At 62.9% G+C, this 13,822-nt stretch carries 9 protein-coding genes; 4 read left to right on the forward strand and 5 right to left on the reverse strand.

Features of this window, described 5'->3' with window-relative positions; translation table 11 throughout:
- Nucleotides 1–230: 230 nt before the first annotated feature.
- Both purU and NCR93_RS13870 read right to left on the reverse strand, forming a co-directional pair.
- A complete protein-coding gene (gene purU / locus NCR93_RS13865) occupies nucleotides 231–1,106 on the reverse strand; it encodes a formyltetrahydrofolate deformylase (protein ID WP_175982924.1) in 876 nt (291 codons plus the stop codon).
- Between the two features lie 119 nt (nucleotides 1,107–1,225).
- On the reverse strand, nucleotides 1,226–2,137 hold the full coding sequence (locus NCR93_RS13870) for a choline sulfate utilization transcriptional regulator (protein ID WP_175982925.1): 912 nt from the start codon (nucleotides 2,135–2,137) through the stop codon (nucleotides 1,226–1,228).
- Nucleotides 2,138–2,245: 108 nt separating this feature from the next.
- Here NCR93_RS13870 and betC point away from each other — a divergent pair, with 108 nt between their 5' ends.
- Together betC and NCR93_RS13880 are read left to right on the forward strand one after the other, a co-directional pair.
- The gene (gene betC, locus NCR93_RS13875; protein WP_008354141.1) at nucleotides 2,246–3,781 is read left to right on the forward strand and encodes a choline-sulfatase; all 1,536 of its coding nucleotides are present in this window, start codon (nucleotides 2,246–2,248) and stop codon (nucleotides 3,779–3,781) included.
- A gap of 41 nt (nucleotides 3,782–3,822) precedes the next feature.
- Entirely contained in the window at nucleotides 3,823–4,770 is a 948-nt protein-coding gene (locus NCR93_RS13880; RefSeq protein ID WP_008354139.1) for a choline ABC transporter substrate-binding protein, read from the forward strand.
- 4 nt (nucleotides 4,771–4,774) lie between these two features.
- Here the strand turns inward: NCR93_RS13880 and NCR93_RS13885 are convergent, their stop codons facing one another.
- Nucleotides 4,775–6,091, reverse strand: coding sequence for a glycosyltransferase family protein (locus NCR93_RS13885; RefSeq protein ID WP_175982926.1), 1,317 nt, complete (start codon nucleotides 6,089–6,091; stop codon nucleotides 4,775–4,777).
- Between the two features lie 273 nt (nucleotides 6,092–6,364).
- On the opposite strand from NCR93_RS13885, the gene NCR93_RS13890 reads away from it, so the two are divergent.
- On the forward strand, nucleotides 6,365–7,513 hold the full coding sequence (locus NCR93_RS13890) for a porin (RefSeq protein ID WP_008354137.1): 1,149 nt from the start codon (nucleotides 6,365–6,367) through the stop codon (nucleotides 7,511–7,513).
- Here the strand turns inward: NCR93_RS13890 and NCR93_RS13895 are convergent.
- Nucleotides 7,510–8,487: a GlxA family transcriptional regulator gene (locus tag NCR93_RS13895; protein WP_008354136.1), complete on the reverse strand. Its 978-nt coding sequence runs from the start codon at nucleotides 8,485–8,487 to the stop codon at nucleotides 7,510–7,512. The genes NCR93_RS13890 and NCR93_RS13895 overlap by 4 nt on opposite strands.
- Before the next feature lie 118 nt (nucleotides 8,488–8,605).
- Nucleotides 8,606–11,677 carry an acetoacetate--CoA ligase gene (locus NCR93_RS13900; RefSeq protein ID WP_175982927.1) on the reverse strand — a complete coding sequence of 1,024 codons (3,072 nt, stop codon included), beginning with the start codon at nucleotides 11,675–11,677 and terminating at the stop codon, nucleotides 8,606–8,608.
- 518 nt (nucleotides 11,678–12,195) lie between these two features.
- Between NCR93_RS13900 and NCR93_RS13905 the strand changes: the two genes are divergently transcribed.
- Nucleotides 12,196–13,146 carry a choline ABC transporter substrate-binding protein gene (locus tag NCR93_RS13905; RefSeq protein WP_175982928.1) on the forward strand — a complete coding sequence of 317 codons (951 nt, stop codon included), beginning with the start codon at nucleotides 12,196–12,198 and terminating at the stop codon, nucleotides 13,144–13,146.
- Nucleotides 13,147–13,822: the final 676 nt, after the last annotated feature.

Genomic DNA, 13,822 nt, shown 5'->3' on the forward strand with positions numbered 1-13,822 from the left:
TGATGCGCGACGGCACAACTTGGAATCCCCCAAAACCATGATCCTTACCAACTCAACCCTTGACGCTCAATACAGTTGCTTTCTTTGCAGCAGCAAAGAAAGTGACTGCCGCCCCGCACAGGGGCAGTGCTAATAGACCGCCACGAAAACGGGATCCGGCGAAACCCTAGCCAAGCGAATATGGAATCCAGCGAAAACAGCAAAGCAAGCTAACCCGGAGCGCAAAAACCTCACCGCAAAACCACAGTCCGCTCGCCATTAATAAAAACCCGCCGCTCAATAAACGCTTTAACCGCGCGTGCAAGCGCAAGGCACTCCACATCCCGCCCTGTCGCCAACAACCGCTCCGGCCCATAAGAATGATCGACGCGCTCAACTTCCTGCTCGATGATCGGTCCTTCATCGAGATCGTCGGTGACGAAATGCGCGGTCGCGCCAATCAGCTTGACCCCACGCGCATGCGCCTGGTGATAAGGCTTCGCCCCCTTGAACCCAGGCAAGAACGAGTGATGGATATTGATCGCACGCCCCGCCAGCTTGCGGCTCGTCTCGCCTGAAAGAATCTGCATATACCGCGCAAGCACCATCAACTCCGCGCCTGACGTATCGAACAGATCGAGCAAGCGCGCTTCCTGCTGCGGCTTGGTATCGGCGGTAATCGGCAGATGATGGAACGGCAAGCCATGCTGCTCCGCCAGATGCGCCAGATCCGTATGATTCGACCCGATGCCGACGATATCCATCTTCAACTCGCCCATGCGCCAGCGGAACAGCAAATCCGCAAGACAGTGCTCGAGCTTCGACACCATCAGCAGCACCTTCGGCCGCACGGCGAGATCGTGCATCGCCCACGACATCGCAAAGCGCTCGGCGATAGGCTCGAATTCGCGCTTCAGCATCGCGAGATCGAGCGCCTCCTCGGGCCGCGCGCCATGAAACACGCAACGCACGAAAAAGCGCTCGGAGACATCGTCGTCGAAGACGGTGAGTTCGTCGATATAGCCGTGATGCCGCTCCAGAAAGCCGACGATCGCGGCGACCTGCCCCGCCGCGCTCGGGCACGAAACGGTAAGCACGAGTTGATCAAAGCGGGAATCGGCTGCCATGCGTGCTCCACATTCGAATGGTTGCAGCGCCGCGAAATGCGGCGAGCGTACGCGCTAGTAGAGCAAACGCGCGCGCCTTCCGGATAGAAGCGAACCGCCGCGCAAATAGTACGAAAGCGTCAGCCGACGACGTCGCATTCGTCCAGCAGCCACTCGCTGAACGCCCGCACCGCCGCCGACGGCTCGCGCGGCGTCACGAGCACGTAGCCCCGATCGGTGACGAGCGGCGCATCGCAGAGCGCGACGAGCTGGCCCGTCGCGATCAGTTCGTCGATGAGCGGCGCCCAGCCGAGCGCGACGCCCTGGCCCATCACCGCGGCGTGCGCGACGAGCGCGTAGCTGTTGAACGTGAAGCCGCCCTGCGTCGGCGGCGCGGCAAGGCCGTGCGCTTCGAACCACGCGCTCCATGAAAGCCAGCGCTCGGGCAGCGTCGGTTCGAGATGCAAGAGCGGCAGCCCGGATAGATCGGCGGGCGATACCCGCGCGCTTCTTCCCGCAATCAGCGCCGGGCTGCACACCGGCATCACGCGTTCGGCGAAGAGCTTCACGGCGCTCTGACCGCTCCATTCGGCATGCGTGTCGCCGAAGACGATGACCACATCGGCATGATCGCCCGATGCGCTCGGCAAGCTCTGCGACGTGATGATCTTCACGTCGACATCGGGCATCAGCGCCTTGAATTGCGGCAGGCGCGGCATCAGCCAGTATGTGGCGAAGCCGAAATCCGTCGACAGCGTGAGCGTGCGTTGCGCGTGACGCGAGCGGATGTCCGACGTCGCCGCGCGAATCACGTCGAGTCCCCGACGCACCGCATCGAAAAGACGCGCGCCGTCGTCCGTGAGCGTGACCCCGCGATGCCCGCGCTCGAACAGCGCCGCCCCGAGCGATTCCTCCAGCTGCACGACGCGCTGGCTCACCGCGGGCTGCGTCGAGCCGAGTTCGCGCGCGGCAGCCGTGAAGCTCGCGTGCCGCGCGGCGGATTCGAACATCAGTAACGCCTGCATCGGTGGCAGGCGGTCCGGCCGCGGCATAACTCCCCCTTATGAACGCATAACGTTTTGCTGTCTTCACAGCCGCGATTTGAACGGCAATAGTGACACCCAACGCTCAATCAACGATTCTATTCGAGGCACGCAGTCATGCTTGAGACGAAACAAAATATCCTTGTGCTGATGGCCGATCAGCTCACGCCCTTCGCACTCGCCGCATACGGCAATCGCGTGACGAAGACGCCGCGCATCGATGCGCTCGCGCGCGAAGGCGTCGTGTTCGAATCCGCGTATTGCGCGAGTCCGCTGTGCGCGCCTTCGCGTTTTTCGCTTCTCGCGGGCAAGCTGCCTTCGAACATCGGCGCATTCGACAATGCCGCCGAATTCCCGTCCGAAACGCTGACCTTCGCGCACTATCTGCGCGCCGAAGGCTATCGCACGATTCTCTCCGGCAAGATGCATTTCTGCGGCGCGGATCAGTTGCACGGCTTCGAGGAACGTCTCACGACCGATATCTATCCCGCCGATTTCGGCTGGACGCCCGACTGGCAGAACGCCGATGCGCGCCCGACGTGGTATCACAACATGAGCTCCGTGATAGACGCGGGCCCATGCGTGCGTACCAATCAACTCGACTTCGACGACGAAGTGACCTTCACCACGCGTCAAAAGCTCTTCGACATCGCGCGCGAGCGCAACGCGGGCAAGGACGCGCGTCCGTTCATGATGGTCGCATCGCTCACGCATCCGCACGATCCGTATGCGATTCCGCGCAAGTACTGGGACGCGTATCGCGATGAAGACATCGACATGCCTTCGTATCGCGATTCGCTCGATGCCTGCGATCCGCATTCGAAGCGCCTGCGCCATGTGTACGAAGCGGATCGCACGCCGCCGACGGACCGGCAAATCCGCAATGCGCGGCGCGCGTACTACGGCGCGGTGTCGTATGTCGACGACCAGTTCGCATCGATCCTCGAAGCGCTCGACGAGGCCGGTCTCGCCGACGATACGATCATCGTCGTCACGTCGGATCACGGGGAGATGCTCGGCGAGCGCGGCCTCTGGTACAAGATGACGTTCTTCGAAGGCGGCTGCCGCGTGCCGCTCATCGTGCACGCGCCGAAGCGGTTTGGCGCGCATCGCGTGAAGGATTCGGTCTCGCATCTCGATGTGCTGCCGACGCTCGTCGAATTCGCGCGCGGACAAGCGCCGCAAGCGTGGCCCGACAGCATCGACGGTCAAAGCCTCGTGCCGCACTTGCGCGAGACCGGCGGGCACGACGAAGCCATCGGCGAATATCTCGCGGAAGGCGCGATTGCGCCCATCGTGATGATCCGGCGCGGGCGCTTCAAGTTCATTCATTCGAGCGTGGATCCGGATCAGCTTTACGATGTAGAAGCCGATCCGTTCGAGCGCGAGAATCTCGCAAGCGATGAGCGTCACGCCGCGCGCGTGGCCGAATTCCGCGCGGAGATCGCGCGCCGCTGGAATCTCGATGCGCTGCATCGGGACGTGCTGAAGAGTCAGCGCCGCCGCCATTTCCATTTCGCGGCGACGACGCAGGGCACGATTCAGTCATGGGACTGGCAGCCTCACGTCGATGCGAGCCAGCGCTACATGCGCAATCACATCGATCTGGACGATCTCGAAGCGATGGCGCGTTTTCCCGCCGTCGAGCACTGACGCATCGATCGCATCCCCACAACACACGACAGGAATGCACCATGAAAAAGGGCTTCATCCACGCGCTCTTCGCCGCCGCGCTGGCTTGCGTGGCTTCGCATGCGTTTGCCGCCGAGCCGCAGTCCTGCACGCAGGTCCGCATGGCGGGGCCGGGCTGGACCGATATCGACGCGACCAATGCGATGAGCGGCATCGTGCTCAAGGCGCTCGGCTATCGGCAGAACGTCGCGAACCTGTCGGTGCCGATCACGTATCAGGGCATGAAGAAAGGGCAGATCGACGTGTTTCTCGGCAACTGGATGCCCGCGCAGGCGCCGCTCGTGAAGCCGTTCTTCGAAGAGAAATCGATCGACGTCGTGCGTCCGAATCTCTCCAATGCGAAGTTCACGCTCGCGGTGCCGGACTATGTGGCGGCGGCGGGCGTGCATTCGTTCGCGGACCTCGCGAAGAACGCCGACAAGTTCGATAACCGCATCTACGGCATCGAACCGGGCGCGCCGGCGAATCAGAACATCAAGCGCATGGTCGATGACAAGGCCTTCGGTCTCGGCGACTGGAAGCTGGTCGAATCGAGCGAAACCGCGATGCTCACGCAAGTGGAGCGGGCGGTGCGCGACAAGAAGTGGATCGTGTTTCTCGCGTGGGAGCCGCATCTGATGAACACGAAGTTCAAGCTCGCCTATCTCGATGGCGGCGACAAATACTTCGGCCCGAACTATGGCGGCGCGACGGTGAACACCGTGGCGCGCAGCGGCTACGAGCAGCAATGCCCCAACGTGAGCAGGCTGTTCAAACAGATGGCGTTCAACGTCGATCTGGAGAACGGCGTCATCACGGATGTGCTGGAGAAGAAAACGAATGTCGATGCAGCGGCCACGGATGCGCTGAAGCGTCATCCGGAGCTGCTGAAATCGTGGCTGGACGGCGTGACCACGGCGAGCGGCGGAAACGGCCTGGAAGCCGTTCAGACCGCGCTCGGCGTGAAGTGAGGGATCAGCCGAGCTGAATGCTCGCGCGTTCCTGTGCGGCCATCACGACGGCGCGCATCGGCGTCTGGATCGCCATGAAGTGGAGCATCAGGCTGTCCGCCTGGTGCAAGTACCACGGCGTATTGATGCTCAGGCAGTCGAGGCCGTGTTCGAGCTTCCAGCCGAGACGGTCCGTCAGCAGATTCGCGATGATGGTCTGATCGCCGCCGTTCGCATAGGTGCTCGATTTGTCGGGCGCGGCGCTGACATGCTCGTGGATTTCGTCGACGAACGCGAGGACCGCGGGCTTGCGGCGAAAGCCGAGCACGCCGGCATTGATGATCCACGGCCCGATATCGTGCGCCGCGAGAATGTCGCGCCCGTCCAGCAGCGGATCGATCGGCTTGCGCTGATCGAAGAAGAGGATGTCGGCATCGACCCAGATCGCCCAGTCGTGATGCGGCAGATGCTTGCGCAGGAACCACGGCTTGAGCCAGGTGCCGGTCGCGCCGGGCACGCCTTCGGCGGGCGTCTGCCGATAGACGTAAAGCGTATAGCCGTGGCGCTCGCAATAGCGCCGCATGTTCTGCTCGGCGATCGCGCCGTACGCACGCACGTTGGGCGTGTAGTACGTGATGAAGGCGATGGACTTGCCGGGGTTATAGACGCTGAACTCTTCATGCGGCGTTTCGCTTTGCGCCGGAAGCTGGAACAGCGGCAGGCCCTTCTGCTGACAGTCGTTGATGTGTTCGGCGAGCGCGTTGCGAAAGCTCGCCGGGATGAAACCGTAGATCGCTTCCTCGCCGAGCACGATGGTCCAGAGGTTGGGGTACTGCGTCCAGATGGGATCGTAGCGCGGACCGCAGTGCATCGTAGCCATGATGCCGCCGCGTTCACCGTGCGGCTCGATGTAGTCGAGCCCTGCAAGCATCGCGATTTCGTTTTGCGGCGCTTTGCCGATCTTGCATTCCCCGATGCACCACACGATGAGGTTGCGCACCTCGACCGTATTACGCCAGATCTGCACGGCCGTCTGACGTCCGTCGTCGTTGCCGGAAACCGCCATGAGCGCGTGCTGCCTGCCTTCTGCGATGGGCTCGACCGGGAGCATGTTGAGCACGATGCAGTCTTCGCTCATGCAGACGAGCAGCGCCATCTCGGGCATCCGGCGCAAGTGATGCAGGATCGCTTCGTACTTGAGCAACAAACGCTGGGACGGGCACGGCATGCCCGCCATCGAAATGCTCGCGTGCTCGTAGCCCATGCGGGCGGCGTAGTGCTTGTGATTGGTCAGGACTTCGGGTGCGTCGGTCTGATGGATGCTCAGGCAGCGGGTAGTCATGTCGTTCGAATCCGAAACAAGGCTTGAGTAATGCGGGTTTTTTACAGATTCCGAAGTATGCGAGCCGAGCCGTGCCGCGCATATCGGGCATGTCCGAAAACGAATTCGTTCTATTGACGCGAAACACGATGTTGCAGTAGTCGCAACTAGACAGATTTGCGTCGCACCGGGTCGAGCCGGCGCATATATGGACCTTTATTTTTACGACGTCGACGCGATGCTTCATCGCCTATTCCAACGCAATACACATCGAGACGAGCAAAGGACCAGCACATGAGAAAAAGACATGCCGCAAGGATCGCAGGCCTCGCGTTCGCAGCGGGCGCGGCGAACATGCCGATGACGGCGCACGCGCAAAGCAGCGTGACGCTCTACGGTATTCTCGATGCGGGCGTCACCTGGGTCAGCAACACGGGCGGCTCGCATGTCGTGAAGTTCGATGACGGCATCTCCTATGGCAACCGCATCGGATTTCGCGGCACAGAAGATCTCGGCGGCGGATTGCAGGCGGTCTTCGTGCTCGAATCGGGCTTTCATCTCGGCAATGGCCAGCTCGGCTTCGGCGGCGCGCAATTCGGACGGCAAGCCTACGTAGGCCTCAAGAACCAGTGGGGCACCGTCTCGCTCGGCAATCAGCTCGATATGACCGAAGAGTTCGTCTACCTCTACAACATCTCGGCGTGGGCGAGCGGCTACGCCATTCACCAGGGCGACTTCGACCGCATGAACGGCGACCGTCTGCCGAACTCGATCAAGTTCCTGTCGAACGACATCGGCGGCTTCACCTTCGGCGGCATGTATTCGTTCGGCAATCAGGCGGGCGACTTCCATCGCAACAGCGCGTGGAGCGTCGGCGCGCACTATGCGGCGAACACCTTCAACGTCGGCGCGGCCTATACGCAACTCAACAATCCGAACGGCATCTACGCGTTCGATCCGTACGCGATGATCGGCGCGCGCACCTTCCTCGGCCAGCCGACGGTATCGGTCGATCCGGCGACGGGGGCCGTCACCGATCTCTATAGCTCGACCTCGTTTCCCGTCGACAAGCAAGGCGCGTTCGCCGTGGGCGCGGCATGGACCATCGGCAACCTGATGTTATCGGGCAACTTCACCTACACGACGATCAAGGGCCTCGGCCAGACCTCGCACATGCAGGTGTACGAAGGCGGCGCGTCATACAGCTTCAGGCCGGACCTGAATCTCTACGGCGGCTATCAGCACACGCGCTTCGAAGGCAATCACTGGAATCAGGGCTCGCTCGGGCTGCACTATCTGCTTTCGAAACGTACCGACGTGTATATCTCGGGCGACTATCTGCGCGCGTCCGGTCCCATCGATGCAGTCATCGGCTACAGCTTCACGCCGTCGTCGTCGAATACGCAGGCCGACGTGCGCGTAGGCATGCGTCACTCGTTCTAAGCCGCCGCGAGCCGCGCGGACGGGACGGCGCGCAATGCGCTTCGATCCTGCCGCGGGCTCGTCTGAAAGCGCGCGCGATACGTGCGCGAAAAATGCGACGGCGATTCGAAGCCGCACGCGACGCACACCGCGAGAATCGACATGTCGGTCTGGTGAAGCAGCTCGCGCGCACGCACGAGACGCAGGCCGAGATAGAAGTGCGTCGGCGTGTCCTTCAGCGATGCACAGAAGAGCCGCTCCAGCTGACGCCGCGTCACGCCGATGGATTCGGCGAGCGCATCGGGCGACAGCGGCTCTTCCATATGCTGCTCCATCAGCTCGATCACCTGAATCAGCTTGCGATTGTGGATGCCGTAACGCGCGGCGATCTGCATCCGCTGATGATCCGAGCGCTGCCGGATGCGCCCGAGCACGAACTGCTCCGACACTTGCGCCGCCAACTCGGCGCCGTGTTCGCGCGCGATCACGTCGAGCATCAGATCGATCGATGCCGTGCCGCCCGCGCATGTGATGCGCCGCGTGTCGATCTCGAACAGCTCCTGACTCGTCGCGATCGCCGGATAGCGCTCGGTGAATGCAGCGGCCGCTTCCCAGTGCAGCGTCGCGCGCGTGCCCGCGAGCAGCCCGGCTTCCGCGAGGATGAAGCTGCCGGTGTCGATGCCGCCGAGCGTCGCGCCCGCGCGATCGAGGCGCCGCAGCCAGTCGCCGATCGCGCGCGTGTAGCGCGAGAGCGGCTCGAATCCCGACACGACGAACACGGTGCGCGCGTCGTTCACCTGATCGAACGCGCTTTCGGCGTTGAGCGTGATGCCGTTGCTCGCGGCGACCGGACCGCCGTCCAAGCTGAGAATGTGCCAGCGATACAGATCGCCCGCGAAGCGATTGGCGACGCGCAGCGGCTCGATCGCGGACATGAATCCGATCGACGAGAACTCGGGCAGCAGCAGGAAATGGAAATCGTGGGGCGCGGACATCGGATCGATTGGCAAGGCTCGTCGATGAGAGAAGCCGTCCACCCTAGCGCGCGCAAAAAACGCGCGCAATCCGGCGTGCCCCGAAGGGCGGCCGGATTGCACTGCTCGAAGATGCGGTTCAGGCGCTCGCGAGCGCGTTCGTGAGCGTCGCGGCGACCGTGCTCAGGTGCGGCTCCACCACGAGATCGGTGTGCCTGCCGAGGACCGGCATCACGCGCACGCCGTGCTTCGCGACGCGTTGCCAGACCGGCAGCGGATCGCTGCGCGAGTCGTCGAGCATCGTCGCGCGCACGTAGACGATCGGGCCGCCGTCATAACGGCGCGGCTTGTAGGTCGCCATCGCGGCGCTCATCGATTCGCGCACGCGCCGCAGCACAGGCGGAAGATCGGCGACGTCGTCGGATTGCCGGTGCGTCGTCGGCCTGCCCATGCGCCCGCGCACGCGGTTGGTCATCGCCGCCGCCTTGCCGCGCACGAAGCCGAGGCGCGCGCCGGCGTTGAGCGAGCGCAACTCGCGCAGACGTTCGACGAGCACGCCCGCCTGATACCGCGTCCACAGCGTGAAGGGCAGACAATGTGTGTGAATGTACGTGTCGAGCAGGCAGAGCATCTCGATCTTCTCGCCCGCCGCGACGAGCTGTTGCGCGATCTCGAACGCGACCAGCCCGCCGAACGAATAGCCGACGAGCGCATAAGGACCGCTCGGCTGCACTTCGCGGATGCGCAGCACGTAGCCGCGCGCCATCTCTTCGACGCTGTGCTGCGGCGCTTCATCGCCGTCGAGGCCGAGCGCCTGCAGGCCGTACACGGGCCGCTCGTTCTGCACCATGCCCGCGAGCGTCAGGCACTCCATCACCGAGCCGGTGATGCTGTGCACCATGAAGATCGGCCGGCCGACGCCCGCACGCATTTGCACGAGCGTCGAGTCCGCGGTGCGCGCGCCCGGTTCGGATGCGAGGACGGCGGCGAGGCGCGCGACGGTCGGCGCGACGATCATCGTCGATAGCGGCAATGCACGGCCGGTCGCGCGCTGCACGTCGGCGAGCATCCGCGCGGCGAGCAGCGAGTGGCCGCCGAGCTCGAAGAAGTTGTCGTCGCGGTCGATCGGCGAGAAGCTGAAATGCTGTTCCCAGAGCGCGCACAGATACGCCTCGATGGATCCGATCGAATCGCCCGGCGCGGGCAGATCGCGCTTCACGCGCGTAAGCGACGGATGCTCGCGAATCTGATCGAGACACTCGGGATTGGCGAGCGACGACACGTTGCGCGCGGGCAGGCCGTTGACGGCATCGCGCGCGGCCGCTTCCGACGGCTTGTTGTTGTGCGTGACGGGCAAGCCGTCGACCTGCACGATCACATCGGGCACGAGCGCGGCGGAGCCTTGTCGCGTGAGATCGCGGCGCACGCGCGCGGCGAGCGCCGCATTCAGTTGCGCACCCGGCCGCAGCACGAGCAAGAGCACGATGCGCTGGCCCGCATCGCCCGCGTTCGCGCCGGTCTGGGCGACCACCATCGCATGACGGATCTCGTGGATCTCGCTCAGGATGCGGTAGATTTCGCCCGGACTCACGTTGATGCCGCGCACGTTGAGCACGCCGTCGCTGCGGCCGTGCAGACGCGCCGAGCCTTGCGGCGAGAACTCGATGACGTCGCCGTGCGTCCACACGCCTTCGTTCGCCGCGAAATACGCCTTGTGAAAGCGCGAGCCGTCGTCGTCGCCGAAGAAGCCGAGCGGTCGCGACGGAAACGGATTCGTGCAGACGAGCTCGCCCGGCATGATCGTGCTCGCGCCCTGATCGAACGCCTGCACGTCGAGGCCGAGGCTCCGGCATTGTGCTTCGCCCGCATAGACGGGCAGATTAGGGTTGCCGAGCACGAAGCAGCCGATGATGTCCGTGCCGCCTGAAATCGATTGCAACTGCAACTGCTTGACGTGCTGGTACACCCATTCGAACTGCGAGTCGTAGAGCACGGCGCCGGTGGACATCATCGCGCGTAGTGCCGAGAGATCGAACTGTCCGGCCGGCTCGATGCCCGCATCCTCGCTCATCTTCAGATAGGCGGGACTCGTCCCGAAGACCGTCACGCGCTCGTTCGCGACGAGACGCCAGAGCGTGTCGACGGCGGCGACGGGACCATCGTAAGTGACGATCTCCACGCCCGACGCGAGCACCGACATCTGCCAGTTCCACATCATCCACGAGCAGCTCGTGTGGAAGAAGAGCTTGTCGCCGGGACCGAAATCGCTGTGCAGGCGATGCTCCTTCACGTGTTCGAGCAGCGTGCCGCCCGCGCCGTGCACGATGCATTTCGGCTTGCCGGTCGTGCCCGACGAAAACATGATGAAGAGCGGATGGTTGAACGGGAAGCGCTTCCAGTCGAAACGCATCGCGTCGCCGCGCGCGATCAGCGAGCGCAACTCGTGCTGACGCTGCGTCACCGTGCTGGGCAGTTCGGTATCTTCGAGACAGACGATGTCCGTGAGCGTCGGCAGTTGCGCGGCCACCGCCGCGACGTGGCCCGAAAGCGAGCCGCCGGTGTCGAACGGACGCTGCATCGTGTGCGCGAACATGAACTTCGGATCGAGCGGGGCGAAGCGGTCGAGAATCGCCTGCACGCCGTTTTCCGGCGCGGCTGTCGAAAGCGTTGCGCCGAGCGCGGTCACGGCGAGCGCGGCGGTGATCGCGTCGCAGTCGTTGCGCATGATCGCCACCACGCGATCGCCTTCCTTCAGGCCGAGCTCGGAGAGCGTCTGCGCGAGGCGCACGACGCGCTCGCGCAACTCGCCGCGCGTATAGCTTATGCGGCGTCCGTCGGCGAAGCAGGAGGTGATCGCGGGAGCGTCGTCGGGCGCGATGCGTTTGCCGAGCAGATTTTCTGCGTAATTCAGTTCGATGTTGGGAAAGAACCGTGCCGTTTCGCATTGGTTGCCGATGCAGACCGGTTCATCGGATCCCGACCATTCGAGCCCGCGCGCCGATTCGAGAAAGCATTTCCAGAATTGGCGATATTCGCGCACTGAGTAAGCATGCAATTCCGAATAATCGGCGAAGCGCTCGCCGGTTGCCTTTTCGAGGGCCTGCGTGAAGGCCGTCATGCGCGATGCGGATATCTGTTCGGCGGAAGGCAGGTAAAGCGGTTCGCGCGCGTAGAGCCGCGCGCTCTCTCGGATGGCGTCTTGACGGTCCATTATCCAGGCACCTTGGTTTTGGGCGACGTGTGTCGAACGGCTATGTAATCGGCGAGCTTCGCGGCTAACTCCATCGCATTTCCTGAAGCCGCGTCACTGCCGAGACAAGCTATCTCTTTCCCGCACATTACCCGGCCGGAAGTCGGCGCTATGTGCGACCAACCACAGAGACCGTGGCGTTTCGGCAAAGATTGATCTTGCGCAACGGCGACGGCCATGCTTCGGATACCGAACAGCGGAAAAACTACTGAATTCGCGACGTTTTTTCATTCCAATGCGTGTTTACGCCATGGTGCGAAGTTTTCGAATATGAGCAGGAAGTCATGATTTCAATTTGCTTTCAATCTTGCCGGGACGCGGATGCGAAGGCGCGTGCGCGAAGCGGCAAGCGACGCAGGTCGCAAGCAGTCAACTCGCGGTCGCACGCGGGCGTTCGGGCGCTTTTATGCGGCGGTACTTTGTATGCACGCCGGCATTCGAACTGGCGCATCGGTTCAACCCTCAACGGAAGCCTCGCAATGAGACAACGCCTGATTCCAACACTGTTTTTCGCCGGCGCGTGCGCGGCGTTCGCCGTCGCTCAGAGTGCGCGCGCGGAGGACGCGAGTTGCCGCACGGTGCGCTTCGTCGATATCGGCTGGACCGATATCACGTCGACGACGGCGCTTGCGTCGGTCGTCTTCGAGGGGCTCGGTTATGCGCCGCGGACGACGGTCGCGTCGGTGCCGATTTCGCTCGCGGGGTTGAAGAGCAAGCAGATCGACGTGTCGCTTGGCTACTGGTGGCCGGTGCAGGAGAAGGCGGTCGAGCCGTTTCTGGAGGCGAAGAGCATCGAGAAGCTGGAGCCGCCGAATCTGTCGGGCGCGAAGGCGACGCTGGCCGTGCCGAGCTATGCGTATGACGCGGGCATCAAGACGTTCGCGGATATCGCGAAGCATCGCGACGAACTGGGCGGCACGATATACGGCATCGAGCCTGGCAGCAGTGCGAACGCGAAGATTCAGAAGATGATCGACACGAATCAGTTCGGGTTGGGCGGGTTCAAGCTCGTGCAGTCGAGCGAGGCGGGGATGCTGGTGACGGTCGAGCGGGCGATCCGCGAGAAGAAGCCGGTGGTGTTTCTTGGCTGGGAGCCGCATCCGATGAACATCCAGATGAAGATCAATTACCTCTCCGGCGGGGATGACGTGTTCGGGCCGAACTACGGAGAAGCGCGCGTTTATACGCTGACGAATACGGATTTTCTGACGCGTTGTCCCAATGCGGGGAAGTTCGTTTCCAATTTGCGCTTTACGACGGATCTCGAGAATCGGCTCATGCAGCCGGTGATGAACAAAGAGCGGCCTCAGGAGGCGGCCAAGGCCTATCTCAAGCAGAACCCCCAGGTGCTGGATGCCTGGCTCGCAGGCGTGAAGACTCTTGATGGTAAGGATGGGCTGCCGGCGGTTCGGCAATACCTTGGGCTTTGAGGTTTTTTTTGTTGTTGTTGTTGCCGGGTCTCGTTGTTGTTGCCGGATCCCGTTATCGCGTCGGTCTATTAGCGTTGCCCCTGTGCGGGGCGGCACTCACTTTCTTTGCTGCTGCAAAGAAAGTAAGCAAAGAAAGCAGCTTTTCAGGCCCGCGGTCACACGCAATTTGGGTAGTCCTCTCGTCACAGGCGGCACTCGCCTAATGAGTGCCCTCAAACACCTAATCGGGCTTGGCTCGCGCACGGTCTGCCGCCCGAAAACGCTGAGGACACTGGTTCAGCACGAAATGGCTCCGGCACAGCGCTACGCGCTGCCGCCCGGTATGCAAGGGAAACCAACGTGCGGCAAGTGCAGCGAGATTGAGACGTTAGTAGCGAAGCACGCGCGGACCCGCTTGACCGGTCGGCCGCGAAGCGGGCCGGAGCTATTTGGTGCTGAACCAGTTTGGTGTGTGGTGCGATGAGACGGACCGTGCGCGAGCCAAGCCCGGTTGGGCCTATGAGGGCACTCTTTAGGCAGCCCACGAACGACGAGAGGACTACCCAAATTGCGTGTGACCGCGGGCGTATCGGAAGCTGCTTTCTTTGCTTACTTTCTTTGCAGCAGCAAAGAAAGTGAGTGCCGCCCCGCACAGGGGCAGTGCTAATAGACCGACACGAATACGGGATCCGGCGAA

Source organism: Caballeronia sp. ATUFL_F1_KS39, assembly GCF_023630985.1.
In the GTDB taxonomy this organism is placed as follows: Bacteria; Pseudomonadota; Gammaproteobacteria; order Burkholderiales; family Burkholderiaceae; genus Caballeronia; species Caballeronia zhejiangensis.

What these genes read in the sequence shown, in the direction of transcription:
- purU (WP_175982924.1), bottom strand. Translation starts at nt 1,106, where the DNA reads ATGGCAGCCGATTCCCGCTTTGATCAACTCGTGCTTACCGTTTCGTGC.
- NCR93_RS13870 (WP_175982925.1), bottom strand. Translation starts at nt 2,137, where the DNA reads ATGCCGCGGCCGGACCGCCTGCCACCGATGCAGGCGTTACTGATGTTC.
- betC (WP_008354141.1), top strand. Translation starts at nt 2,246, where the DNA reads ATGCTTGAGACGAAACAAAATATCCTTGTGCTGATGGCCGATCAGCTC.
- NCR93_RS13880 (WP_008354139.1), top strand. Translation starts at nt 3,823, where the DNA reads ATGAAAAAGGGCTTCATCCACGCGCTCTTCGCCGCCGCGCTGGCTTGC.
- NCR93_RS13885 (WP_175982926.1), bottom strand. Translation starts at nt 6,091, where the DNA reads ATGACTACCCGCTGCCTGAGCATCCATCAGACCGACGCACCCGAAGTC.
- NCR93_RS13890 (WP_008354137.1), top strand. Translation starts at nt 6,365, where the DNA reads ATGAGAAAAAGACATGCCGCAAGGATCGCAGGCCTCGCGTTCGCAGCG.
- NCR93_RS13895 (WP_008354136.1), bottom strand. Translation starts at nt 8,487, where the DNA reads ATGTCCGCGCCCCACGATTTCCATTTCCTGCTGCTGCCCGAGTTCTCG.
- NCR93_RS13900 (WP_175982927.1), bottom strand. Translation starts at nt 11,677, where the DNA reads ATGGACCGTCAAGACGCCATCCGAGAGAGCGCGCGGCTCTACGCGCGC.
- NCR93_RS13905 (WP_175982928.1), top strand. Translation starts at nt 12,196, where the DNA reads ATGAGACAACGCCTGATTCCAACACTGTTTTTCGCCGGCGCGTGCGCG.